At 68.5% G+C, this 24,164-nt stretch carries 21 protein-coding genes; 13 read left to right on the forward strand and 8 right to left on the reverse strand.

The annotated features are described in order from the left end of the window. The first annotated feature begins 4 nt into the window (after window positions 1-4). The 3 genes from GSQ87_RS20390 (at window position 5) to prfB (ending at window position 4,416) form a co-directional block, all read left to right on the forward strand. Entirely contained in the window at window positions 5-706 is a 702-nt protein-coding gene (locus GSQ87_RS20390; RefSeq protein WP_158918190.1) for a sugar kinase, read from the forward strand. Window positions 707-812: 106 nt separating this feature from the next. Then, on the forward strand, window positions 813-3,218 hold the full coding sequence (locus GSQ87_RS20395; RefSeq protein WP_158918192.1) for a penicillin-binding protein 1A: 2,406 nt from the start codon (window positions 813-815) through the stop codon (window positions 3,216-3,218). Window positions 3,219-3,293: 75 nt separating this feature from the next. After that, window positions 3,294-4,416 (forward strand): peptide chain release factor 2 gene (gene prfB / locus GSQ87_RS20400; RefSeq protein WP_158918194.1). Its coding sequence is split into 2 segments (ribosomal slippage): window positions 3,294-3,362 and window positions 3,364-4,416, totalling 1,122 coding nucleotides; the frame shifts between segments, so codons are not numbered across the junction. Window positions 4,417-4,456: 40 nt separating this feature from the next. On the opposite strand, the gene GSQ87_RS20405 is transcribed toward prfB, so the two are convergent. The 3 genes from GSQ87_RS20405 to tyrS form a co-directional block, all read right to left on the reverse strand. Then, the gene (locus tag GSQ87_RS20405) at window positions 4,457-5,536 is read right to left on the reverse strand and encodes a M23 family metallopeptidase (protein WP_158918196.1); all 1,080 of its coding nucleotides are present in this window, start codon (window positions 5,534-5,536) and stop codon (window positions 4,457-4,459) included. 320 nt (window positions 5,537-5,856) lie between these two features. Beyond that, window positions 5,857-6,330 (reverse strand): thioredoxin-dependent thiol peroxidase, encoded by a 474-nt coding sequence (gene bcp, locus GSQ87_RS20410; protein WP_158918198.1) that lies wholly within the window; start codon window positions 6,328-6,330, stop codon window positions 5,857-5,859. Between the two features lie 30 nt (window positions 6,331-6,360). After that, entirely contained in the window at window positions 6,361-7,620 is a 1,260-nt protein-coding gene (gene tyrS / locus GSQ87_RS20415; protein ID WP_158918200.1) for a tyrosine--tRNA ligase, read from the reverse strand. Between the two features lie 61 nt (window positions 7,621-7,681). Here tyrS and GSQ87_RS20420 point away from each other — a divergent pair, with 61 nt between their 5' ends. Then, window positions 7,682-8,788, forward strand: a complete 1,107-nt coding sequence (locus GSQ87_RS20420) for an anhydro-N-acetylmuramic acid kinase (protein WP_158918202.1) — start codon at window positions 7,682-7,684, stop codon at window positions 8,786-8,788. A 154-nt stretch (window positions 8,789-8,942) separates the two neighbouring features. Here the strand turns inward: GSQ87_RS20420 and GSQ87_RS20425 are convergent, their stop codons facing one another. Continuing rightward, complete coding sequence (locus GSQ87_RS20425; protein WP_158918204.1) at window positions 8,943-9,593, reverse strand: alpha/beta hydrolase; 651 nt, start codon at window positions 9,591-9,593, stop codon at window positions 8,943-8,945. Window positions 9,594-9,838: 245 nt separating this feature from the next. Between GSQ87_RS20425 and GSQ87_RS20430 the strand changes: the two genes are divergently transcribed. The 8 genes from GSQ87_RS20430 to GSQ87_RS20465 are packed head-to-tail and all read left to right on the forward strand — an operon-like array spanning window position 9,839 to window position 16,795. Continuing rightward, window positions 9,839-10,285: an Rrf2 family transcriptional regulator gene (locus GSQ87_RS20430; RefSeq protein ID WP_158918206.1), complete on the forward strand. Its 447-nt coding sequence runs from the start codon at window positions 9,839-9,841 to the stop codon at window positions 10,283-10,285. After that, complete coding sequence (locus GSQ87_RS20435; protein ID WP_158918208.1) at window positions 10,285-11,433, forward strand: cysteine desulfurase family protein; 1,149 nt, start codon at window positions 10,285-10,287, stop codon at window positions 11,431-11,433. Before GSQ87_RS20430 ends, GSQ87_RS20435 begins: the two co-directional genes overlap by 1 nt. After that, window positions 11,434-12,906, forward strand: a complete 1,473-nt coding sequence (gene sufB, locus GSQ87_RS20440) for a Fe-S cluster assembly protein SufB (protein ID WP_158918210.1) — start codon at window positions 11,434-11,436, stop codon at window positions 12,904-12,906. A gap of 24 nt (window positions 12,907-12,930) precedes the next feature. After that, the gene (gene sufC / locus GSQ87_RS20445) at window positions 12,931-13,683 is read left to right on the forward strand and encodes a Fe-S cluster assembly ATPase SufC (RefSeq protein ID WP_158918212.1); all 753 of its coding nucleotides are present in this window, start codon (window positions 12,931-12,933) and stop codon (window positions 13,681-13,683) included. Further along, entirely contained in the window at window positions 13,680-14,720 is a 1,041-nt protein-coding gene (gene sufD, locus GSQ87_RS20450) for a Fe-S cluster assembly protein SufD (protein WP_158918214.1), read from the forward strand. Before sufC ends, sufD begins: the two co-directional genes overlap by 4 nt. After that, entirely contained in the window at window positions 14,720-15,976 is a 1,257-nt protein-coding gene (locus GSQ87_RS20455) for an aminotransferase class V-fold PLP-dependent enzyme (RefSeq protein ID WP_158918216.1), read from the forward strand. Before sufD ends, GSQ87_RS20455 begins: the two co-directional genes overlap by 1 nt. Before the next feature lie 19 nt (window positions 15,977-15,995). Then, on the forward strand, window positions 15,996-16,385 hold the full coding sequence (locus GSQ87_RS20460) for an SUF system Fe-S cluster assembly protein (RefSeq protein ID WP_158918218.1): 390 nt from the start codon (window positions 15,996-15,998) through the stop codon (window positions 16,383-16,385). A 2-nt stretch (window positions 16,386-16,387) separates the two neighbouring features. After that, a complete protein-coding gene (locus GSQ87_RS20465; RefSeq protein ID WP_158918220.1) occupies window positions 16,388-16,795 on the forward strand; it encodes an iron-sulfur cluster assembly accessory protein in 408 nt (135 codons plus the stop codon). Here GSQ87_RS20465 and GSQ87_RS20470 read toward each other — a convergent pair. Next, complete coding sequence (locus GSQ87_RS20470) at window positions 16,792-17,859, reverse strand: diguanylate cyclase (protein ID WP_158918222.1); 1,068 nt, start codon at window positions 17,857-17,859, stop codon at window positions 16,792-16,794. The genes GSQ87_RS20465 and GSQ87_RS20470 overlap by 4 nt on opposite strands. A 96-nt stretch (window positions 17,860-17,955) precedes the next feature. After that, a complete protein-coding gene (locus GSQ87_RS20475) occupies window positions 17,956-19,605 on the reverse strand; it encodes a DEAD/DEAH box helicase (RefSeq protein ID WP_158918224.1) in 1,650 nt (549 codons plus the stop codon). Window positions 19,606-19,760: 155 nt separating this feature from the next. On the opposite strand from GSQ87_RS20475, the gene GSQ87_RS20480 reads away from it, so the two are divergent. After that, a complete protein-coding gene (locus GSQ87_RS20480; RefSeq protein ID WP_158918226.1) occupies window positions 19,761-20,477 on the forward strand; it encodes an MgtC/SapB family protein in 717 nt (238 codons plus the stop codon). Window positions 20,478-20,631: 154 nt separating this feature from the next. Here GSQ87_RS20480 and GSQ87_RS20485 read toward each other — a convergent pair whose 3' ends face one another. After that, the gene (locus GSQ87_RS20485; protein WP_158918228.1) at window positions 20,632-22,734 is read right to left on the reverse strand and encodes a prolyl oligopeptidase family protein; all 2,103 of its coding nucleotides are present in this window, start codon (window positions 22,732-22,734) and stop codon (window positions 20,632-20,634) included. A 78-nt stretch (window positions 22,735-22,812) separates the two neighbouring features. Next, window positions 22,813-24,164 (reverse strand): S10 family peptidase (locus tag GSQ87_RS20490; protein ID WP_158918230.1); only part of this gene is annotated, 1,352 nt, incomplete at its 5' end.

A 24,164-nucleotide genomic window follows, 5' to 3' on the forward strand; every position in this document is an offset into this window, starting at 1 on the left:
GGTCATGGTGGACCTCTCTACGGACATGGCGGAGCTGGCCGGTCGGCTCCTGGCCACGCCGGGAGGGCCGGGCCGTGTGCTGCAGTTCGCCTCGGCCGAGAGCGGCGAGGGCGTCTCCACCGTCGCGCGCGAGTTCGCCCGCTTCGTCGCCCCCCACGCCCAGAAGGGCGTCTGGCTGGTGGAGCTGGACGTGCTCAAGGGCGAGCAGTACGCCGTCATCGCCGCCGACCCGGAAGGTTATGGCGCCCTGGGCGCGCCCACGCGGGCTAGTCCCAACGAAGCCTGTTTCTTCAGCGTCGATCCCAAGGTCCAGGGCGTGGACGGACGGCCCTGGCCGGATATCCGCTACCTGGACGCCTATCCGGTGGGTGAGGCGCGGTGGTGGATCACCCGCTTCCGGCGCGAGGCGCTCAAGCCCGGCCAGTCGGTCAGCATCGTCAATGCGCCCGGCTACTGGAACACGCTGCGCGCCCACGCCGACTTCGTGATCATCGACGCGCCGGCGCTGGAGCGCTCGCAGGTGGCGGCGGTGATCGCACCGCTGGTGGACGCGACCGTGCTGGTGGTCTCCGCCGACCGGGTCGACATGGACGGGCCGCAGGCGCTCAAGGCCGCCCTGACCTCGGCCGGCGGGCGCTGCGCCGGCATGGTGTTCAATCGCGCGCCCAAGCCCCCGCCGCGCTTCCTGTCGCGCTTGCTGCCTTGACCGCCGACGCGCCTGCGGTGTCGAAACGGCTTGACGCGACGGGTGCGGCGCCCTTGATCTCAGCCTCTACGGCCGTGCTCCGGCCCCGAAGCGAGGTTGAGGCGTCTTGAAGTTCGCCGGGCGTTGGGCCGCGTTCGCCGGGGTCGCCATACTGAGTGCCGTAGCTGTGGCCGGACTGGGCCTGGCCATCTATGCGGCCCTGCTTTTCAAGGACTTGCCCGACGCCGCCGATCTGGCGGAGTACCGGCCGCCGACCTCCACCCGCGTCTACGCCTCCGACGGCACCCTGATCGCCCAGCTCGGCCAGGAGCGGCGCATCTTCACCCCCTACGACCAGATCCCGCCCCTGGTGGTGCGCGCCTTCCTCGCCGCAGAGGATCACAAGTTCTTCGAGCACGGCGGTATCGACGTGGAGGGCCTGGGCCGCGCAATGTCGCGCGACGTGTTCCGCGCCGCCAATGGGCGCCGGCTGGAGGGCGGTTCGACCATCACCCAGCAGGTGGCCAAGAACATCCTGCTGACCAACGAGGTCACCTTCGGACGCAAGGTGAAGGAAGCCATTCTGGCCCAGCGGATCGAGCAGACCCTGCCCAAGACCCGCATCCTCGAAATCTATTTGAACCAGATCCCGCTGGGCTATCAGTCCTATGGCGTGGGCGCCGCCGCCTACAACTATTTCGGCAAGCCGCTCAGCGCGCTGACCCTCTCCCAGGCGGCCTTCCTCGCGGCGTTGCCCAAGGGCCCGGCCAACTATCATCCGATCCGCCACAAGGCCGCCGCCATCGGGCGCCGGAACTGGATTCTGGGCCAGATGGCCGAGCTCGGCTGGGCGACGCGCGCCGAAACCCAGGCGGCGATGAAGGAAGACCTGGTCGTCGAGACCAAGCCTTTGCGCGCCCACTATCACGACGCCGACTATTTCGTGGAAGAGGTCCGCCTGCGCGCGCGCGGCACCATCAGCAAGGATGCGGAGACCTCGGGCCTGTATCTGCGCACCACGCTGGATTCCAAGCTGCAGAGCGCCGCCCGTATCGCCCTGATGAAGGGGCTGGAGACCTACGACCACCGCCATGGCTGGCGCGGGGCCTGGGGCAATACCGAGGTCTCGGCCGATTGGTACAAGGCCGCCTCGGTCAAGCCGCCCCCGGCGGAGCGGCGCGGCTGGCGCGCGGCCCAGGTGACTAAGGTCGGCGGGGGCGTGGCCGAGGTCTCCACCATCGAGAACCAGACCGGGACCATCGAAGGCGCCGACGTGGCCTGGGCTGTCGCCGGCAAGGGGCTGAAGGTAGGCGACCTGGTGTTCGTCGAGCCGGTCGCCGGGACCAAGCGCTTCAACCTGCGCCAGGTGCCGGCGGTGAACGGCGCCCTGGTGGCGATGGAGCCGCACACGGGCCGCATCCTGGCGCTGGTGGGCGGCTACAGCTTCTCGCTGTCCAACTTCAACCGGGCGACCCAGGCGGCGCGCCAGCCGGGCTCTTCGTTCAAGCCCTTCGTCTACGCCGCGGCGCTGGAGAACGGCTTCACCCCGGCGAGCGAGGTGCTGGACGCGCCGATCAGCCTGAACGGCGGCAACGGCAAGGTCTACAGCCCGGAAAATTACGAGCACACCTATTCGGGCATGACGCCGTTCCGCAACGGGTTGGTCTATTCCAAGAACACCATGACCGTGCGCATCGCCCAGCGCGTCGGCATGCACAAGATCGTCGAGGCCGCCAAGCGCGACGGCGTGGCCGACAGCATGGCCCCGGTGCTGGCCATGGCTCTGGGCGCCCAGGAGGTGACCCCGTTCCGCATGGTGGGCGCCTACGCGGCCTTCGCCAACGGCGGCAAGCGGGTCCAGCCCCACCTGATCGAACTGGCGGAGGATCACTCCGGCCAGGTGGTGTGGAAGGCGGATCGGCGCGACTGCCCCCATTGTGACGCGCCCTATGACGGCGGCGAGAGCCCGCACATCCCGTTCGACGGGGCCCAGGCGATGGACCCGATCACCGCCTACCAGATCACCCTGATGCTGGAGGGCGTGACCCAGCGCGGCACGGGCGCGGCCGTCGGGGCGGCGATCCATCGCCCGATCGCCGGCAAGACCGGCACCACCAACGATTTCCGCAGCGCCTGGTTCGTCGGCTACACGCCCGACCTGGTGGTGGGGGTGTTCGTCGGCTTCGACGACAACCGCACGCTGGGCAATGGCGAGACGGGCGCCCAGGCGTCCGTGCCGATCTTCATCGACTTCATGAAGGAGGCGGTGAAGGACGCGCCGATCACCGACTTCGTCGCGCCCAAGGACGTGAAGTTCGCCTACACCCACGGCAATCGCGAGGCCTTCCGCCCGGGCACCGAACCCAAGCCCCTGCCGCCGGCTGTTCCGAGGCTGACTCCGGGCCTGATCCTGCCGCCGGGCAATCTGCAGGGCTTGCCCAATATCCAGCTCGCCCCGGCGGGCGCTCCACCCCCTCCGCCGCCGCCGGTCCCGATCAAGAAGCCCCCGCCGGAGCTGAAAGGCCTGTACTGAGGTTTCGCAAGCGCCGTTGTGTCGGCGCTTCACCCCCGCTATCCCCACCATCTTGGTTTTTTGGAGAACTCTCTCATGAGAGCGGATGTCGAGGCCGCATCGGCCGACATCGAGCAGTCCGTCGGACTGCTCAGGAGGCGTCTTTGACTGGGACCCTGCCCTTCGACGCCTGGACGAGCTGAACGCGCGTTCCGAAGACCCCACCCTGTGGGACAAGCCGGCCGAGGCCCAGGCCCTGATGCGCGAGCGCACCCGCCTGGCCAACCAGGTCGAAGCGGTCCAGGCGCTCGAGCGCGAGCGTAGCGACACCCTGGAGTTCGCCGAGCTGGCGGAGATGGAAGGCGACCAGGACAGCCTGGAGGAAGCCGCCCGCACGCTGAAGGCGCTGAAGGAACGTGCCGGCCGCGCCGAACTCGAGGCCCTCCTGTCGGGCGAGGCCGACGGCAACGACGCCTATGTCGAGATCAACTCCGGCGCCGGCGGCACCGAGTCCGCCGACTGGGCGCTGATGCTGATGCGCATGTACAGCCGTTGGGCCAACGCCCACAGCATGACCGTCGAGGTGTTGGAGGAGACGCCGGGGGAAACCGCCGGGATCAAGTCCGCCACCCTGCAGGTCAAGGGCGTCAACGCCTATGGCTGGCTGAAGACCGAGGGGGGGGTGCACCGGCTGGTGCGCATCTCGCCGTTCGACTCCAACGCGCGGCGCCACACCAGCTTCGCCTCGGTCTGGGTCTATCCGGTGGTCGACGACACCATCGTCATCGAGATCAATCCCTCCGACGTGCGGACCGACACCTACCGGGCCTCGGGCGCCGGCGGCCAGCACATCAACAAGACCGATTCCGCGGTGCGCCTGACCCACCTTCCCACCGGGATCGCGGTGGCCTGCCAGACCGAACGCTCCCAGCATCAGAACCGTGAGAACGCCTGGAAGATGCTGCGCGCCCGTCTCTACGAGGCCGAGCTGCAACGGCGCGAGGCGGCGCAGCAGGCGCTCGAGGACCAGAAGACCGACATCGGCTGGGGCCACCAGATCCGCAGCTACGTGCTGCAGCCCTATCAACTGGTGAAGGACCTGCGCACCGACGTGGAGACCTCCGACACCCAGGGTGTGCTGGACGGCGATCTCGACCCCTTCATGGCCGCCTCGCTGTCCCAGCGGGTGGGCGTGACCGGGGAAACAGCCGAGGGGTAGTTCTCTATTCTCCTCCCCTGCGAAGCGGGGGAGGAGAATATCAGCCGCGTGCGCGCAGGATCGGCGCGGCTGTGACGGCCGCCAGGGTTTCACCGGCCTTCAGGAACCGGCTGGGGTTTTGCAGCTTGCCGTTGGCCCAGACCTCGTAGTGCAGGTGCACGCCGGTGGATCGGCCGGTGGAGCCCATGCGGGCGATGGTGTCGCCGCTGTTCACGCCCTGGCCCACGCGCGCGACGAAGCCCGACAGGTGGCCGTAGCGGGTCTTGAAGCCGTAGCCGTGGTCAACCTCGACGCAATTACCGTAACCGCTGCGCTGGCCGACAAAGGACACCACGCCCGGCGCCGTCACGTGGATCGCCTGGCCGTAGCTGCCGGCGAAGTCCACGCCAGGATGGAACGAGGCCTCGCCGCGGAACGGATCGATGCGAACGCCGAATGGGCTGGACTGGCGAGGATTGTCGACCGGCACGGCCAGCGGCATGGCGGCGGTCGCGGCGGCCAGGGTGCGCACGGCCAACAGGTCGCGAGCGGCGTGCTGGAGCTTGCGCGCCAGCCCCATGTCGATGTCCAGCTTGGCCGCCAGCACGTGGGCGTCGCGCAGCTCCAGCGGCGAGATCGCCGTTCGCGCTGCATCGGCGGTCATGTAGGGGCCGACGTTGAGGCCGGTGGCGCGGAAGGTGCGACGCATCTCGTCGATCTGGGTCTGGGCGCCGCGATCGGCGATGGAGATCATATCGCCTTCGGCGGCGCGCAGCCGCTGCAGCGAGGCCGCCTGGCCGCCCACCAGCGCCGTGGGGCCGGGCGGCGTGACCTGGATGGCGCCGAGATCGATCAGCATCGCGGAGATCGCTGTGCTCTGACGCAGGGCGGCTTGGGCCAGGGCGCCGGTGTCGGGTTTGGCCGGCCGGGATGTGGGCTGGTTGGCGATAAAGGCGGGCCAGGTCGGCGTGCTGTGCGGCATCGCGCCCCAGACGCAGGTCAGGCCGATCGCGCCTGCAAGCATGGCTGCGGGCGCGAACAGGGCGCTGACGGCCTGGGGCGTAAGCGGTCTGCGAGCGGCGATGTTCGCCAGCGACAGACTTATGAACCGCCCCGGGACCGCCAAACGCTCGATAGACATGCAGGAACCCGCACTTGTTTCCGTTGAGGCGCGACTCAACAAATGTGAGCCGATGACGCAAGGCCGTCCGTCGTCGCCCCATGCACGGCCGAGCTCGATGGTGGCGGAACGTGGCGCATGACGGCGGGAACAAGGCGCCAAAAACCGACGCGGCGCGAAAACTTGCACTGCTTGTACAGTGATTTGGCTGTTGTCGCCTACGCGGTGTGCGGAAAGACCTCGTTAAGACTTGGGCGCCAGGGCAGCGCGTGGCGCAGGCCGCCGTTCGGCCTCGTCTGGGCTATTGGCGAGCCTCAATATGCGACAATCTGTCTCGCGGGTCAGGCCCGCAGCGCCTTCGCCGCTTTCAGCACCGTGTCGACGTGGCCGGGGACCTTCACCTTGCGCCAGATCTGCTTGATCGTCGCGTCCGCTCCGATGAGGAAGGTGGCGCGCTCGACGCCCATGTACTTGCGGCCGTACATGTTCTTCTCGACCCACACCCCATAGCGTTCCAGCATCTCGCCGGTCTCGTCGGAAGCCAGCCGGACGGTCAGGTGGTGCTTGCCCTTGAACTTGTCGTGGCTGGAGGGGGTGTCCTTGGATACGCCCAGCACCGTGGCGCCGGTCTCCTCGAAGGCGTTGCGCATTTCCGAGAAGCCCTGGGCTTGGCTGGTGCAGCCCGGGGTGTCGTCCTTGGGGTAGAAGTACAGCACCACCGCCTTGCCCTTCAGTTCGGACAACGAGACCCGGCCCGCGCCGTCGGTGGGCAGGTCGAAGTCGGGGGCCTTATCGCCAACGCTCAGTTCGGCCATGTCGAGAGCTCCGGTTCGGGGTCAGACGGGTCAGACGGGTTTTACGAGGACGATCTTCTTCTTGCCGGCGGCCAGCTTGATCACGCCGTCCGGGCCGAGGTCGGCGAGGGTGACGGTGCGCTGGGCGTCGGGTTCGGCATTGTCGTTCAGGCGCAAGCCGCCGCCCTGGGCCAGGCGCCGCGCGTCGGAGCGCGAAACCGCCAGGCCGGCGTCGACCACCAGGGCTGCGAGTTGCACCCCGGCTTCGATCTGGGCGCGCGGGACCTCCACCGTCGGCAGGTCGCCGGAGACCTTGCCGTCCTCGAACGCCGAGCGGGCCGCCTCGGCGGCGGCCTCGGCGGCGGCGCGACCGTGGAGCAGCACGGTGGTCTCGTTGGCGAGCACCTTCTTCGCCTCGTTGATCTCGGCGCCCTGGAGCGCCTCCAGCCGGGCGATCTCGTCCAGCGGCAGGTCGGTGAACAGCTTGAGGAAGCGGCCGACGTCGGCGTCCTCGGTGTTGCGCCAGAACTGCCAGTAGTCGTAGGGGCTGCGCATATCCGCGTTCAGCCAGACCGCGCCCTGGGCGGTCTTGCCCATCTTCACGCCCGAACTGGTGGTCACCAGCGGGCTGGTGAAGCCGAACGCCTCCACCCCCTCGACCCGGCGGATCAGCTCCACCCCGTTGACGATATTGCCCCACTGGTCGGACCCGCCGAGCTGCAGGGCGCAGCCGTAGCGGCGGTGCAGCTCCAGGAAGTCGGTGGCCTGCATCAGCATGTAGTTGAATTCGAGGAAGGTCAGCGGCTGCTCGCGCTCCAGCCGCAGGCGCACGCTATCGAAGGTCAGCATGCGGTTCAGGGTGAAGTGGGCGCCGTAGTCGCGCAGGAACTGGAGATAGCCGAGCTGGTCCAGCCACTCGGCGTTGTCCACGGTGATGGCGTCGGTCGCGCCGTCGCCGAAGCTCAGATAGGCGTCGAAGGCCTTGCGGATCGAGGCCATGTTGGCCGCGATGGCGTCTACCGTCAGCATCTGGCGGCTGGCGTCCTTGCCCGAGGGATCGCCCACCTTGGTCGTGCCCCCGCCCATGACCACGATTGGCTTGTGGCCGGTCTGCTGCAGGCGGCGCAGCATCATGATCTGCATCATGTTGCCCACGTGCAGGCTGGACGCGGTGGCGTCGAAGCCGATGTAGGCGGTGATCACGCCCGAGGCGGCGCGCGCGTCCAGCGCGTCCAGCGCGGTGCACTGGTGCATGTAGCCGCGCTCGACGAGGACACGGACCAGTTCTGATTTTGGCTTGAAGTCGGACATCGGGGCGCGTGTAACACGGGCCGAGCTTCGCTTTGAAGCACATACAGACAGGCTTTGCCGTATGCGCGTCCTGGGTTTCATGAGCGGCACCTCGCTGGACGCGGTGGACATGGCCATCCTCGACACCGATGGCGAGACGCTCCAGGCCTTCGGGCCGGCTGGCGAACGCAAGCTCACGGAGGCGACCAGGGCGCTGGTGCTGGCGGCGACGGAGGCGGCCAAGTCCTGGCTACGCGGCGCACCGGAACCCGCCGAGTTCGCGCCGGCGGCTGAGGCCGTGGCGCGCGAGCATTTCGCGGCGGCCCAAGGCTTCCTCGAATCGTACGGTCTAGGCTGGAAGGAGATCGAGCTGATCGGTTTCCACGGCCAGACCGTCTTGCATGAGCGGCCCACGCCCGAGCGGAGCGGCCGCACGGTGCAACTCGGCGACGGCGCCCTGCTGGCCACGCTCACGGGTGTTCCGGTGGCCTTCGATTTCCGCACCGCCGACATGGCGGCGGGCGGGGAGGGCGCGCCGCTCGCGCCGATCTATCATCTGGCGCGGGCGCAGGCGTCGGGGATCGCGCGACCTTCAGCCGTGCTGAACGTAGGTGGCGTCGCCAACGTGACCCTGTTCTCGCAATCCGCCGATCCGCTGGCCTTCGACACGGGACCCGGCAACGGCATGATCGACCTGCTGGTGCAGGCGCGTGGACTGGGTCGTTATGACGAGGGCGGGCGGCTGGCTGCGGCGGGGCGCGTGGACCAGGCGGTGCTCGCGGGCTACCTGGCGCATCCCTTCTTCCGGCAACCGCCGCCCAAGTCGCTGGACCGCTACGACTTCAGCCTCGATGCGGTCGCCGCCCTGTCGGACGCGGATGCGGCGGCGACCCTGGTCGCCTTCACCGCCGAGGCCGTGCGTCTGGGCCTGGACGCCGCGACCGAGCGGCCCAAGGTGCTGATCGTCTCCGGCGGCGGGCGGTCGAACCCCCAGATCATGCGCGCCATCACCGAGCGCGCCGGCTGCGAGGTGGTGGCGGCCGAGGCGGTCGGCTGGCGCGGCGACGCCATCGAGGCGGAGGCCTTCGCCTATCTGGCGGCGCGAACCAGGATGGGGCTGCCGATCTCGTTCCCCGGCACCACGGGCGCGCCGAAGCCGATGACGGGCGGCCGGATCGTGGAGCCTTAGGCCCCTCTCCCCTTGCGGGAGAGGGGGGCATTACGTCAGCAATGGGAGGGTGAGGGGTCGACGGACTGGCGCCGGACAAGGCGGCGAGACCCCTCACCCTCCCCAGCAGAGCTGGTCCCCTCCTTCTCCCGCAAGGGGAGAAGGACAGATCCCCTCAGCCCGCCAGCCCGTTCATCCGCTGGTCCAGGTAGTGCCCGACCTTCTGCTCCACCGCGGGCAGGTGGTTGGACCAGTAGTGGTTGGCGCCTTCCACCAGCTCGTAGGCGATCGAGATGCCCTTCTGGGTGCGCAGCTTGGCCACCACGCGCTCGACCTCGACCGGGGTCGCCACCGTGTCGCCGCTGCCGTGCAGGATCAGGCCCGAGGCCGGGCAGGGGGCCAGGAAGCTGAAGTCGTAGACGTTGGTCGGTGGCGAGACCGAGATGAACCCGTCCGTCTCCGGTCGGCGCATCAGCAGCTGCATGCCGATCCAGGCCCCGAACTGGTAGCCGCCGACCCAGCACTGCGACGCGGTGGGATTGGTGGTCTGCAGCCAGTCGAGCGCGGACGCCGCGTCGGCCAGCTCGCCGATGCCGGAGTCGAACTCGCCCTGGCTCTTGCCCACGCCGCGGAAATTGAACCGCAGGGTGGCGAAGCCGCGCGTCATGAACAGGTGGTAGAGCTGCACCGCCACCGGGTTGTTCATGTGGCCGCCCGCCTTGGGGTGCGGGTGCAGGATCAGCGCGATAGGGGCGTTGTCGGTCTTGGGGGGCGCATAGCGGCCTTCGAGCCGGCCGCTGGCGCCTGTCAGAATAACCTCGGGCATCGGTTGTCCGTCCTCCTGTCCGTGGCGCGGGATAAAGCGCCGACACGCCACGGAATACTTGATCGCCGTACTTGGTTTTCCTACATCAGGCGCGTCGGCGAAACGCGCGCGCCCCGGAAAGCGACGGCCTGTAGCACAGGCTGAACCTCAGGTGGCGTCGTTTCGGTCGGAAAGCGTCCTTGGGGCGCTCACAAGCCGGTTTCGGGGCCCGTTTCGGTTTCGGCTTTCACAGGATTTGGCGGCGCATGCGCTTAGGCACCAAGGGACGGTATGCGGTCATGGCCATGACCGACCTTGCTCGCCATGGGCGCGAGCGGGCCGTGTGCCTGGCCGAGATCGCCACACGCCAGGAAATCTCGCTGGCCTATCTCGAGCAGTTGTTTGCGTCCCTACGCCGGCGCGGCCTGGTCTCAAGCGTGCGCGGCCCTGGCGGCGGCTACCGGCTGGCGGCGGAGCCGAGCCGGATCAGCGTGGCCCAGGTGGTGCTGGCGGTGGATGAGCCGCTGACCGCCACCCGCTGCGAGAAGACCGAGCGCGGCTGCCTGGGCGGCGGCGAGCGCTGCGCCACCCACGAGCTGTGGGATGCGTTGGGCGGCCACATCGAACATTTCCTCGACGGCGTCTCGCTGGAAGACGTGATCGAGCGCCGGGTCAAGCCGCCGGGCGCCCACGCCCCGGCCGAGGCGGCCTGATGGCTGTGTATCTGGATCATAACGCCACCGCGCCGATCCGGCCCGAGGCGCTGGAAGTGATCCGTGCGGCGCTGGAAGCCGGCGGCAATCCGTCCTCGGTCCACGCCTCGGGCCGTGTGGCGCGGGCGCGGGTGGAGGATGCGCGCTCGAGCGTCGCCGCCCTGGTCGGCGCCTCGCCCGAGGCGCTGGTGTTCACCGGCGGCGGCACGGAAGCCAATGCGCTGGCCATCGAGAGCGTTGTAGCGTCCGGCGAGGTCCGCCGCATCCTGGTCGGCGCCACCGAGCACGAGGCGGTGGTCAACACCGCGCGCGCCACGGGCCTGCCGGTCGAGATCTGGCCGGTCGATCGGCGCGGCGTGGCCGACCTGGACTGGCTCGCCGCGCGCCTGAAGGGCTGGGGCGCCGAAGATGGCCGCCCGTTCGTAGCCCTGATGCTGGCCAACAACGAGACCGGCGTGATCCAGCCCGTGGCCCAGGCGGCGGCGATGCTGCGCGAGGCCGGCGGCTGGCTGCACGTGGATGCGGTGCAGGCGGCGGGCAAGATCGCGGTCGATGTGACGGCGCTGGGCGCCGACACCCTGGCGCTTTCGGCGCACAAGCTCGGCGGCCCGCAGGGCGTGGGCGGCTTGATCTACGGCGAGCGCGTCCGTATCACCCCGCGCCTGCATGGCGGCGGGCAGGAGCGCGGCCTTCGCGCGGGCACCGAGAACGTCGCGGGGATCGCCGGGTTCGGCGCGGCGGCGGACGTCGCACGGCGCGATCTGGCGCAGGCCGCCGATCAAGCGGTTTGGCGCGACGCGGCGGCGGCCCGGCTGGCCGAGGCGGGTGCGGTGGTCGCGGGCGAGGGCGCGGAACGCTTGCCCGGCACGCTCTGCATCGCGACGGCGGATTTCCCGTCGGCGCTACAGGTGATGTCGCTCGACCTGGATGGGGTGCAGGTCAGCGCCGGCGCCGCCTGCTCGTCGGGCAAGGTGAAGCCGAGCGGCGTGCTGGCCGCCATGGGATACGGGGAACTGGCCGCGGGGGCGCTTCGGGCGTCGGGCGGCTGGAACACCACACAACAGGATTGGGACCGCTTCGCCGACGTCTGGCTGGCCGTCCACGCCCGCCGGACACGGCAGGGCGAACGCGTTAGGGAGTTGGCTTAGATGGCCGCCGTCACCGAAACCATTCGTACGGTCCAGGGCCTGGAGGCGGACAAGTACCTCCACGGCTTCGTCACCGACATCGAGCAGGAGTTCGCGCCCAAGGGCCTGGACGAGAGCACCGTGCGTTTCATCTCCGAGAAGAAGGGCGAGCCCGAGTGGATGCTGGCCTGGCGGCTGGACGCCTTTGAGCGCTGGCAGGCGATGGAAGAGCCCGACTGGGCCAAGGTCCATTATCCCAAGATCGACTATCAGGACCTCTACTACTACGCCGCGCCCAAGAAGAAGCCGCAGCTCAACAGCCTGGACGAGGTCGACCCCGACCTGCTGGCCACCTACGCCAAGCTGGGCATCCCGCTGCGCGAGCAGGCGGTGCTGGCCGGGGTGATCAATTCGCCGCGGGTGGCGGTGGACGCGGTGTTCGACAGCGTCTCGGTCGCCACCACCTTCAAGGCCGAACTGGCCAAGGCCGGCGTCATCTTCATGCCGATCAGCGAGGCGCTGAAGGAGCATCCCGAACTGGTGCGCAAGTACCTGGGCTCGGTGGTGCCAGTGTCGGACAACTACTTCGCTTGCCTGAATTCGGCGGTCTTCTCCGACGGGTCGTTCGTCTACGTGCCGCCGGGCGTGCGCTGCCCGATGGAGCTGTCGACCTATTTCCGCATCAACGCCCAGTCGACCGGCCAGTTCGAACGCACCCTGATCATCGCCGACCGGGGCTCCTACGTCTCGTACCTGGAGGGCTGCACCGCCCCCATGCGCGACGAGAACCAGCTCCACGCCGCCGTGGTCGAGCTGGTGGTGCTGGAAGACGCCCAGATCAAATACTCCACCGTCCAGAACTGGTATCCCGGCGACGCCGAGGGCAGGGGCGGCATCTACAATTTCGTCACCAAGCGCGCCGACTGCCGCGAGGCTCGGGCCAAGGTCAGCTGGACCCAGGTCGAGACCGGATCGGCGGTGACCTGGAAGTACCCGTCCTGCATCCTGCGCGGCGACGAGAGCCAGGGCGAGTTCTACTCCATCGCCGTCACCAACGGTCGCCAGCAGGCCGACACCGGCACCAAGATGATCCACCTGGGCAAGAACACCCGCTCGCGGATCATCTCCAAAGGCATCTCGGCCGGCAAGTCGTCCAACACCTATCGCGGCCTGGTCTCGTCCCACGCCAAGGCCAAGGGGGCGCGCAACTTCACCCAGTGCGACAGCCTGCTCATCGGCAAGGAGTGCGGCGCCCACACCGTGCCCTATGTCGAGGCCAAGAACGCCCACTCGGTGTTCGAGCACGAGGCCACGACCACCCGCCTGTCCGACGACCAGCTTTTCTACTGCAGGAGCCGAGGCCTCTCGGCCGAGGAGAGCGTGGCCCTGCTGGTCAACGGCTTCGTCCGCGACGTGCTGCAGGAGCTGCCGATGGAATTCGCGGTGGAAGCCCAGAAGCTGGTCGCTGTGAGCCTTGAAGGCTCTGTCGGCTAAGAATTGAGATCGAAGAAAAATCCGATGCTTTCCATCAAGAACCTCCACGTCTCCGTCGAAGAGACCACCCCCATCCTCCACGGCCTGTCGCTCGACGTGCCGGCGGGCGAGGTGCATGCGGTGATGGGGCCGAACGGGGCAGGCAAGTCCACGCTCAGCTACACCATCGCCGGGCGCGAGGGTTACGAGGTCACCGACGGCTCCATCTTGCTCGACGGCGAGGACCTGCTGGCCCTGTCGGCCGACCAGCGCGCAGCCAAGGGCGTGTTCCTGTCGTTCCAGTATCCGCTGGAAATTCCCGGCGTGCCGGCCCTGACCTTCATCCGCACCGCGCTCAACGCCCAGCGCAAAGCGCGTGGCGAACTCGAGGTCCCCGCTCCGGAATTCCTCAAGAAGGTGCGCGCGGCCGCCGCCAGCCTGAAGATGGACTTCGACATGCTGCGCCGGGGGCTGAACGTCGGCTTCTCGGGCGGCGAGAAGAAGCGGATGGAAATCCTGCAGATGGCCATGCTGGAGCCCCGCCTGCTGATCCTGGACGAGACCGATTCGGGGCTGGACATCGATGCGCTTCGCATCGTCGCCGAGGGGGTCAACGCCATGCGCGCGCCCGACCGCTCCATGCTGGTGATCACCCACTACCAGCGCCTGCTCGACTACATCAAACCGGACAAGGTCCACGTGCTGGCCAAGGGCCGCATCGTCGCCTCGGGCGGACCGGAACTGGCCCTGACGCTTGAGAAGGAGGGCTACGACCGGATCGTGGCGGAGGCGGCGTGAGCGCGCCCTTCCGGATCGACCTGCGCGACGTCTCCACATTCCCGACCCGTCGCGACGAGGCCTGGCGGTGGAGCGACTTCCGCCGCGTGGTCTCAAGCCCCGCCGCGCCTGCGCCCGAGATCGCCGCGCCCGAGCCCGGCGGTCCCTTCGCCGCGATCGAGGCGTCGGAGACCGCCTTCGCCAACGGCCGCCTGCCGGACGGCGACGCCACAGCCTATCTGACGCTCGATGGGGGCGTGCACCGGCTGCGCTTCGTCACCCAGGCCGACGCAAGCGGCTGGCAGGCCGGGGTGCGCATCCTGGTGCCTGACGGCGCCTCGGTCGTGCTGCTGGAGACCTATGAGAGCTCGGGCGGCGCCTACGTCGCCAACGCGGCCTTGACCTTCCACCTGGAGGACGGCGCGAGCCTGGAGCGCATCGTGCTGATGGACGAGCCGGCCGACGCCGTCTCCGTCTCGACCGCCACTGTCGAACTCAAGCCCGGCGCCAGATTCGCCCAGACCGTGGTCGCCACCGGCGCCCGGCTGCAGCGCCACGAGACCCACCTGGAGCATCCCGGACAAGGCGTGGAGGTGCGGATGGATGGGCTGTATCTGCTCGATGGGTCGCGCCACGCCGACCTGACCACCGTGCTGACCCACACCGGCGGCGGCGAGACCCGCCAGATGTGCAAGGGCGTCGTCACTGGCCAGGCCCGCGCGGTGTTCCAGGGCAAGATCGAGGTGCGTCCCGGCGCGGACGGGACCGACGCCCGCATGCGCCACGACGCTTTGCTGCTGAGCGATCGGGCCGAGGTCGACGCCAAGCCCGAGTTGGAAATCTACGCCGACGACGTGCAGTGCGCGCACGGCAATACGGTCGGCGCGCTCGACGACGAGGCCCTGTTCTACATCCGCTCGCGCGGCGTGCCCGAGGTCGAGGCCAAGATCCTGCTGACCCAGGCCTTCGTCGGCGAGGTGGTCGATCGCATCGGCTTCGAGCCCGCGCGCGAGATCGTCGGCCCGTGGGTGGCGCAACGGCTGGAGGCCCTGGTGTGATGGACGACGCACCTCATTTTCCCCAGACGGACGCCAAGACGGCCTTCGACGTGGCCGCCATCCGCGCCCAGTTCCCGATCCTGTCGCGGCAGGTGAACGGCAAGCCGCTGGTCTATCTGGACAGCGCCGCCTCGTCCCAGAAGGTGCGGGCCTGCATCGACGCCATGGTCCACTCCATGGAGCACTCCTATTCCAACGTGCACCGGGGTCTGCACACGCTCGCCAACGAGACGACGGAGGCTTACGAGGCCGCCCGTCGGAGTGTGGCGCGGTTCCTCAACGCGCCGTCCGTCGACCAGATCGTCTTCACCAAGGGCGCCACCGAGGCGATCAACCTAGTGGCCTCCTCGCTTGGCCTGCAGCTCCAGGCTGGCGACGAGATCGTGGTCTCCGAACTCGAGCACCACGCCAACATCATCCCCTGGCACTTCCTGCGCGAGCGCAAGGGCGTGGTGCTGAAGTTCCTGCCGGTGAAGGACGACGGTTCGCTCGACCTTGACGCCCTGCCGGCCCTGCTGGGACCGAAGACCAAGGTCGTGGCCCTGACCCACATGTCCAACGTCACTGGCGCGATCAGCGACACGGCCCGCATCGTCGCGACGGCCAAGTCGGTCGGGGCCCTGACCCTGCTCGACGGCTGTCAGGCGGCGGTGCACCTGCCGGTGGACGTGCAGGCGATCGACTGCGACTTCTACGTCTTCTCCAGCCACAAGCTGTTCGGACCCACCGGCATCGGCGCCCTGTACGGCAAGGCCGAGGCCCTGGCCGCGCTCGCCCCCTACCAGGGCGGCGGCGAGATGATCGGTTCGGTGGCCATGGACGCCATCACCTACGCCGATCCGCCTCACCGCTTCGAGGCCGGCACCCCGCCTATCCTGGAAGCCATCGGCATGGCCGCGGCGTTGGACTGGCTGATGCAGCAGGACCGGGCCGCGATCCTCGCCCACGAAGACGCGCTCTATGCGCGCGCGGTGGAGCGGCTGGCCGGCCATAACTGGTTCCGCATCCTGGGCGACGCGCCTGGCAAGGGCGCGACCCTCAGTTTCACGGTCGAAGGCGCCCACGCCCACGACATCGCCCAGCTGCTGGACCGCTACGGCGTGGCCGTGCGCGCCGGGACCCACTGCGCCGAGCCTTTAATGCGGCGCTTCGGTGTGACGTCGAGCGCCAGGGCGTCGTTCGCCCTATATAATACGCTGGGGGAGGCGGACGCCTTCGCCGACGCCCTGATCAAAGCCCGCGGCTTTTTCGCGTAATTTGTCGAGCAGAGTACCGATGGACGACCTAGCCTTCGACGCCCAGTCCCCGGCCGCTTCCGTCCCCGCGACGGAGGACGAGTCCGCCCTGCCCAAGGCGGAGCTGGACCGGCTGACCGACGCCCTGATCGCCCAGCTCAAGACGGTGTTCGATCCCGAGATTCCCGTCGACATCTACGAGCTCGGCCTGATCTACAAGGTCGACGTCTCCGACGAGCGAGACGTGGTGGTCGACATGACCCTCACCGCCCCGGGTTGCCCGGTGGCCGGCGACATGCCCGGCTGGGTGCAGGACGCCATCGAGAAGATCGAGGGCGTGCGCTCCTGCAAGGTCGAACTCACTTTCGATCCGCCATGGGATCCCTCGCGGATGTCCGACGAGGCCAAGCTTCAACTGAACATGTTCTGATCATGACCGACGCCGCGCCCAACCTTTCCAGCTCCGCCCCCCGCGCCCGCCGCCCGCGGCCCAAGGTCGTGACCCTGACCGAGCGCGCCGCCGAGCGCGTCAAGGCGATCATGGGCCAGGCCGAGAAGCCCTACGCCGGCCTGCGGGTGGGCGTGAAGAACGGTGGCTGCGCCGGATCGGAGTACGTGTTCGAGTACGCCGACACCGCCAACCCGCTGGACGAGGTGGTCGAGGACAAGGGCGTGCGCATCCTGGTCGATCCCAAGGCGGTGCTGTTCCTGATCGGCACCGAGATCGACTACGAGACCTCGCGTCTGTCGGCCAAGTTCACCTTCAATAATCCGAACCAGACCGACGCCTGCGGCTGCGGCGAGAGCGTGACCCTGCTGCCGGCGGTGCTGGAGGCCTAAGCCGCCGCCGAAGCCGAGGAGAAGCGGCCCTCGGCGTTGGTCACCCGGTTGCGCCCGTTGCGCTTGGACGCATAGAGCGCGGCGTCGGCCCGTTCGATCAGGGCGGCCGGAAGCTCCTTGCGACCGCGCTGGGCGACCCCGGTGGACACGGTCACTACACCCAGATCCTCGTCGGTGGAGCGACGCTTCAGGCTGCGCGAGCCGATCTCTTCGCGCACGGTGTCCAGGATCGCCGCCGCTTGTGCGCCGGTTTCTCCCGGCAGGATCACTGCGAACTCCTCGCCGCCATAACGCGCCGCGAAGAAGGGCTCTTGCGCCGCCCGCGCCAGGATGCTGGCGACATAGCGGATCACCTGGTCGCCGGTCTGGTGGCCCCAAGTGTCGTTGAAGCGCTTGAACAGGTCGATATCGACCATGGCCAACGCCAGAGGCGCTCCGGTCTCGTCGGCTTCCTCGCAGGCGTGGGTCAGGGCGATGTCGAACGCCTTGCGGTTGGGCAGGTTACTGAGCGCGTCGGTCATGGCCTCGCGCTGCGCCGCCTCCAGCCGCGCGCGCAGGCGCACGACCTCCCCGTTCGAGGCGGTCAATCCCGTTTCCAGGGCGTCGGTGCGGCGGCGGATTTGGTGGGTGGCGTCGGCGAGGGTCTCGACCAACTTCTTGACTTCGGTGGGTTCGAGGTCGTGCTCCAGTTCCTCGCTGGCGCCGGCCAGGGTGGCGCCGTATTGGGCGCTCGAGGTCTGTGCGGTCTCGATGACCCGCTGCACCTGCCGCAGTTGAAGGTCCAGGCCGTCGCCGGCGACGCGCACTTCTTCGGCCAAGCGGTTCCTGGCCAGGTGCTTGGCGGCCAATTCCTCGCTCTGCGCTTCGGTGATGGTCTCACCGCCCTGGATTATCCGCTCAACTTCTGCGTTCAGCGGCCCGTCCGGGTCGATGGTGATCTGAAGCCACAACTCGAAGTTCAGCGGCGTCGGCCAAACCCCCAGACGCTGCATCTCGGCCATGGCGGCGCGCGCCAGATCGTAGGCGTGGGGGCCGCGCAGCCGGGTTCGCAGATCGGTGGACATGGCGCTCCTACCGGTGGGCCTCGAACGGCCCGCCCTGAGCAGCCTATAACGCAGTTCCTGAAACGACCCGTTAAAACGCGGGCGCTTCAGCCTACGTCAGTCTTCCAGTTCGACCGCCTCCTTGGGCGGCAGGGGCGAGGCCCGCAGCAGGAAGGCCGGGGTGTCGGCGCCGAAGCCAAGCACGCCTGATTCGCGGCTTTCCCCGCGCGGGGGCCTGCGCTCGGAACCCTTGGCGGCTGGGCGACGGTCGCCGCCCGCGTCCCGTTCGGGACGCTCGCGCCGCGATCGCTCGCGTTCGGGTACGGCGCGTTCGCCATAGGCGCCTTCGGGGCGCTCACGCTCCGGTTGATCGCGTTCGGGTCGGCTGCGGCTCTCTTCGCGAGGTGCGGGACGGGCATGAGGCAGTTCGTCCGCCAGCAGGCCGAAGTCGACATCGGGCTGTTCGCCCTCGCCGGCGGTCGCGACAACGGTGCTGTCGGGTTCGGCTTCGCGTCGCGCGCCGCGTTCGCGCCTGGGACCACGTTCGGCGCGAACGCTGCTGCGACTACGTTCGCCGCGGCCGCGTTCGCCGCGTGCGGGCTCGCGGTCGCGGCTAGCGGCTTCGATGCCGCCCCAGTCGAGATCGAGGACCACGGTCTCAGGCTCTTTCTTGGTGAGCTTGAGCACCTTCTCGTAGTTCTTGGCGTCGGCGGGGGTGACGATCATGAACGCCTCGCCCGTGCGTCCGGCCCGGCCGGTGCGGCCGATACGGTGGACATAGTCGTCAGCGTGGTGGGGGACGTCGTAGTTGAACACCTGGCCCACCGCCGGGATGTCGAGCCCGCGCGCCGCAACGTCGGACGCCACCAGGATGGTCAGCTCTCCCTTGCGGAAGCTCTCCAGGGTGCGCGTGCGCTGGGACTGGTCCAGGTCGCCGTGGATGGCGGCCGCGTCGAAGCCATGCCGGGCCAGCGACTTGGCGACGATGTCGACCTCGGACTTGCGATTGCAGAACACGATGGCGTTCTTCACATCCGCGCCGGAGATCAGGGCCCGCAGCGCGGTGCGCTTGGCCTTGGGGTCGGCGCTGGGGATGTTGGCGACGTACTGGCTGATGGTGTCGGCGGTGCTGGCCGGACGCGAGACCTCGATCCGGGTCGGGTCCTTGAGGAACTGGGTGGTCAGCCGGGTGATCTCCGGCGGCATGGTAGCCGAGAAGAACAGGGTCTGGCGACGCGGCGGGGTCAGCTTGAAGATGCGCTCGATGTCGGGGATGAAGCCCATGTCGAGCATGCGGTCGGCTTCGTCCACCACCATGATCTCGACGCCGGTCAGCAGCAGCTTACCGCGTTCGTGGTGGTCGAGCAGGCGGCCCGGCGTGGCGATCAGCACGTCCACGCCCCGGTCCAACTTCTTCAGCTGTTCGTCGAACGAGACGCCGCCGATCAGCAGCGCCCAGGTCAGCTTGGTGCCCTTGGCGTACTTGTCGAAGGCGGAGGCGACCTGGTCGGCCAGCTCGCGCGTGGGCGCCAGGACCAGCGAGCGCGGCATGCGCGCACGGGCGCGGCCGGCGGCCAGGCGGTCGATCATCGGCAGGGTGAAGGCGGCGGTCTTGCCGGTGCCGGTCTGGGCGATGCCCAACACGTCGCGTCCGGCGAGGGCCACGGGAATGGCCTGTTCCTGGATCGGCGTGGGAACGGTGTAGCCGGTGTCGATTACCGCCTGGATGGTCTCGGGTCTGAGCCCGAGCTGGGAAAAGTCTGTCATATCACGCTGGGAAGCGACTGGGGCCGGCTGAACTGCCACCGGGCGGGCGTTGATCGCCGATCCGATTCCCAGTCTATGCCCGGCTACATAGGTTTTTGCTGGACAAAGTCAATCTCGGAGGGCTCTGCGGAGCCACGATCGGGGGGACTTCGAAGATGTTGGTTTGGCGGAACTTTGATCCAAGTGGTTTCGGCGCCACCGTGGTGTCGCTGGCCTGCGCCTTCGTGCTGGGCGGCCTGATCGGGCTGGAGCGGCAGTACCGGCAGCGCACCGCCGGCCTACGCACCAATGTGCTGGTGGCGACCGGGGCCGCGTCCTTCGTCGCCCTGGGCATGCGGCTGAACGATGCGCACGGCGCGACCCAGATCATCGCCTACGTGGTTTCCGGCATCGGCTTCCTGGGGGCGGGCGTGATCATGAAGGAAGGCGCCCAGGTGCGTGGCCTGAACACCGCAGCCACCCTGTGGGCGTCGGGCGCGGTCGGGGCGGCGTCGGGGGCGGGCTTCTTCGCCGAGGCGGCGGCCCTGGCGGCCTTCGTGGTGGCCGGCAACACCTTGCTGCGACCGCTGGTGGACTTCGTGAACCGCCTGCCCGTGAGCGCCACCAGCACCGAGGCGCATTACGCGGTGCACGTGGTCTGTCGCGCCGAGGACGTCTCGGAAGTGCGCGACCTGCTGTTCCAGGAGATCGAGCGCGCCAACTACCCAGTGCGCGACATCGAGATCCTGTCGGAGAATGAGGACTTGGTGGAACTCGCCGCCAGCCTGATCCCGACCTCGGCCGACTCCGACGAGCTGGATGCGGTGGTCGCGGCCCTGGAGAAGGCCGAGGTGGTGGAAAGCGCCACCTGGACGGTCAGCACCACGACATGATCTTTCTCCCCTTGCGGGAGAGGGAGGGGCCCATTGCATAGGCAATGGGAGGGGGCGACGGACGTTCGCCGTTGATATCGCAGCACGACCCCTCAACCTTCCCACGCGTCTATCGACACGTGGGCCCCTTCCTTCTCCCGCAAGGGGAGAAGGGCTACTGAGGAGCCAGCTTCTCCCACAGATAAACATAGTGCCGCGCCCAGCGCCGCGCGTTCAGTGTGGGATCGGCGTCGTTGGCGTGGCCGCCGAAGGTGTTCTCGTAGAACAGGTAGGGGTCGTGCAGGCTTTCCAGCTTGGCGGCGAACTTGCGCGGGTGGCCGGGGTGGACGCGGTCGTCCTCGGTGTTGGTGGTGATGTAGGGCTCGGGGTACTTCACGCCGGGCTTGAGCGCCTGGTAGCCGGAATATTTGGCGATGAATTCACGGTCGGCGGGGACGTCGGGATCTCCGTACTCCGCCACCCAGGAGGCGCCGGCCGACAGGTGGTTGTAGCGCAGCATGTCGATCAGCGGGCTCTCGATCACCACCGCCCCGAACAGCTCCGGGTGCTGGGTCATCGAGACGCTCATCAGCACGCCGCCGTTGGAACGGCCGTAGATGCCCAGATGCTGGGGCGAGGTGACCTTGCGCGCGATCAGGTCTTTGGCCACCGCGGCGAAGTCGTCGAACGCCCGCTGGCGATGCTCGCGCAGCGCCGCGTCGTGCCAGGTCGGCCCGAACTCGCCGCCGCCGCGGATGTCGGCCAGCACATAGGCCGCGCCGCGCTCGAGCCACAGCTTGCCCATCTCGGGGCGGTAGATCGGCACCTCGGCGATCTGGAAGCCGCCGTAGCCGAACATCTGGGTCGGCGTCGAGCCGTCGAACTTCATGCCCTTGGGCCGCACCAGGAAGTAGGGGATGCGGGTGCCGTCGGTGGAGGTGGCGAAGTGCTGCTCCACCACGTCCTTGCTGGCGTCGAAGCGAGGCGGAAGTTGCTTGACCTTGGCGGTCATGCCCGTGCCCCCGTCCGCCAGCCATAGCGAGGTGGGGTCGAGGAAGCCTTCCGAAGTGACGAACAGCCGGTTGGATTCGCGAGAGGCCGCCTTGATGGCCAGCGCACTGTCGGTGGGCAGGGCCAGCCGGGTCCCGACCCAGGCGCCGCTTTTCAGGGCGAAGGTCTCCACCACGCCCTTGACGTTTTCCAGCAGCTCGATGGCCACGCGGTCGCGGGTGACGTGGACCTCGTCGACGGCCTGGGCAGCGTTGGGCTGGAACACCACCTGGGGCTTGGGCGCGGGGCCGTCGGCCAGCAGCGCGGCGAGGTCGTAGGAAAGCACCGAGCCGGACTTGTAGCCCTGCCAGTCCTCCTTGATGTTGAAGATCAGCTGGCCCGAGACCAGGCCCTCGACCGAGGTCTTGGCCGGCAGCGGGATCAGTTTCGGCTCGCCGGAGGTCTGTAGGTAGTAACGGCTGCGGAAGAAGGTCACGCCCCGGTCGAACAGGATCGCCTTGGGCGAGCCGTCGGGCCCGCGCAGCACGCGGGCGCCAGCGCGGACCTCCTTGGGATCGCCGCGGAAAACCTCCTGGCCCGGCGCGTCCATGTGGGCGCGGTCGATGGTCTTGACGATGTAGGCGTAGCCGGACTTGGTGACGTCCTGGCCGGTCCCGCTCCAGTCGCGCGCGGCGATCCAGCGGTTCGGGCCCAGCCAGTCGACGTTCTGCTTGCCGACCGGCAGCTCCAGCCCGCCCTTCACGAACTGGCGGGTCTCGGTGTCGAACTCACGGATGGTCACCGCGTCGCCGCCGCCGTTGGATAGGTGCACCAGGCACAGCCGCTCGCTGGGATGCAGGCAGGTGGCGCCCTTGAAGAACCAGCTCTTGCCCTCGGCCTTGGACAGGGCGTCCAGGTCGATCAGGGTGGTCCACTGGGGATTGGCGGTGCGGTAGCTGGCCAGCGTCGTGTGGCGCCACAGGCCGTGCGGATTGGCGGCGGACTGCCAGACATTGTCCACCCCGTCGGCGCGGAACTCCGGCGTCGGGATGCGATCCTCGGCGGTGAACAGGGCCAGCGCCTGCTTGCGGAAAGTCTCGTAGCGGGGATCGGTCTCGAGCCGGCCGGCGGTGCGCTGGTTCTGCTGCTCGACCCAGGCCAGGGCCTTGGCGCCGTGAATTTCCTCCAGCCACTGGAACGGATCGGCGCCGCCGGGCGCCTCTTGGGCGATGGCGGCGACAGTGGCGACGCTGGCCAGCAGCGCGGCGAGGACGATGGCGCGTTTCATTGGGCTCCCCGAAAATCGATATCTTATGAGCGAAAAAAGAGGCGGCCGATCTCGTGATCGGCCGCCTCTTCGATCAGCTTACGACCCGGAGGTCGCGTCGTCGTAGAAGCGCGACAGGTCCGCCTTCAGCGACTTCAGGGCTTCCGGGTTCAGATAGACCATGTGCCCGGACGGGTAGTAGCCGAAGCGGATGTTGGAGCGGATGCTCTCGGGCAGCCCCATGTGCGCCAGATCGTACTCGGTGTTGAAGAACGGCGTGGCCAGGTCGTACCAGCCGTTGGCCGAGAACAGCTTCAGGTGCGGGTTTTCGCGCATGGCGGTCCCCAGGTCGATCGCCACGTTGACGGCGTTCTGCTTGCCCTGGCGTTGGCCGGGCGCCGAGTGGGTGAAGTCCCAATGCAGCGACCGGTCATAGTTGGTGGGCCGGTAGACCATGTCGGTGTGGAAATCGAGTTCGTTGGTGATGTAGCTGTTGAACGCCGCCACGAAGGCGCCGGTAATGCCGGTGTCGGACGGGTCATGGTCGGGGCTCTCGCCGGCGTCGTCCGGGTTGAAGCCGGTGAAGCGGCTGTCGTAGCGCCCGATGATCAGGCCCTGGCGGCGCAGCACTTCGGCGCGGAAGCGGTTCAGGTCCACCCGCAGGTGGTTGGCCTTGATGAACTCCACCGACAGGCTGGTGTAGGCCGAGAGCTGCTTGGCGATCGCGTCGGCTTCCTGGGGCGAGATGGCGTCGCCCTTGGCCAGGGCCGTCAGGTAGGGACCCGCCGCCCACTGGCGCACTTCGGCGAGATAGGTCGACAGGTCGGCCGGACGGTTGGCCAGCAGCTTGTGATACCAGGCGGTCGCCGCATAGCTGGGGACGTAGCCGACATAGGGCTCGTCATAGCCGGGTTGCTGGCGGCCGTAGTTCAGCACCGACGATAGGATGGTGGCGCCGTTGAGCTGCACGCCCTGCTCTTCCAGCGAGTAGGTCAGGCCGGCGGTGCGGGTGGTGCCGTAGCTCTCGCCGAACAGGAACTTGGGCGACGCCCAGCGGTTGCCGACCGTCAGATAGCGCTTGATGGCCCGGGTGAAGGCGTCGAGATCGGGGTCGACGCCCCAGAACTTCTCGATCTTGGTGTCGCCGAGCGGGCGCGAATAGCCGGTGCCCATGGCGTCGATGAACACTAGGTCGGACTTGTCGAGCAGGCTGGACTCGTTGGGCTCGAACTCGAAAGGCGCGTTGTGGGTGGCGGCCGGGCTGTCGGTGTGGATCCGCATCGGGGCCAGCGAGCCCATGTGCAGCCACATGCTCGAGGAGCCGGGACCGCCGTTGTAGAGGAAGGTCACTGGGCGACGGGTGGTGTTGGCATGGTCGGCCACATAGGCGACGTAGAACATCGAGCCGATCGGCTTGCCCGCGTCGTCGCGGATGGTCAGCGTGCCGGCGG

Source organism: Caulobacter sp. S45, from assembly GCF_009765965.1.
Taxonomy (GTDB): Bacteria; Pseudomonadota; Alphaproteobacteria; order Caulobacterales; family Caulobacteraceae; genus CAHJWH01.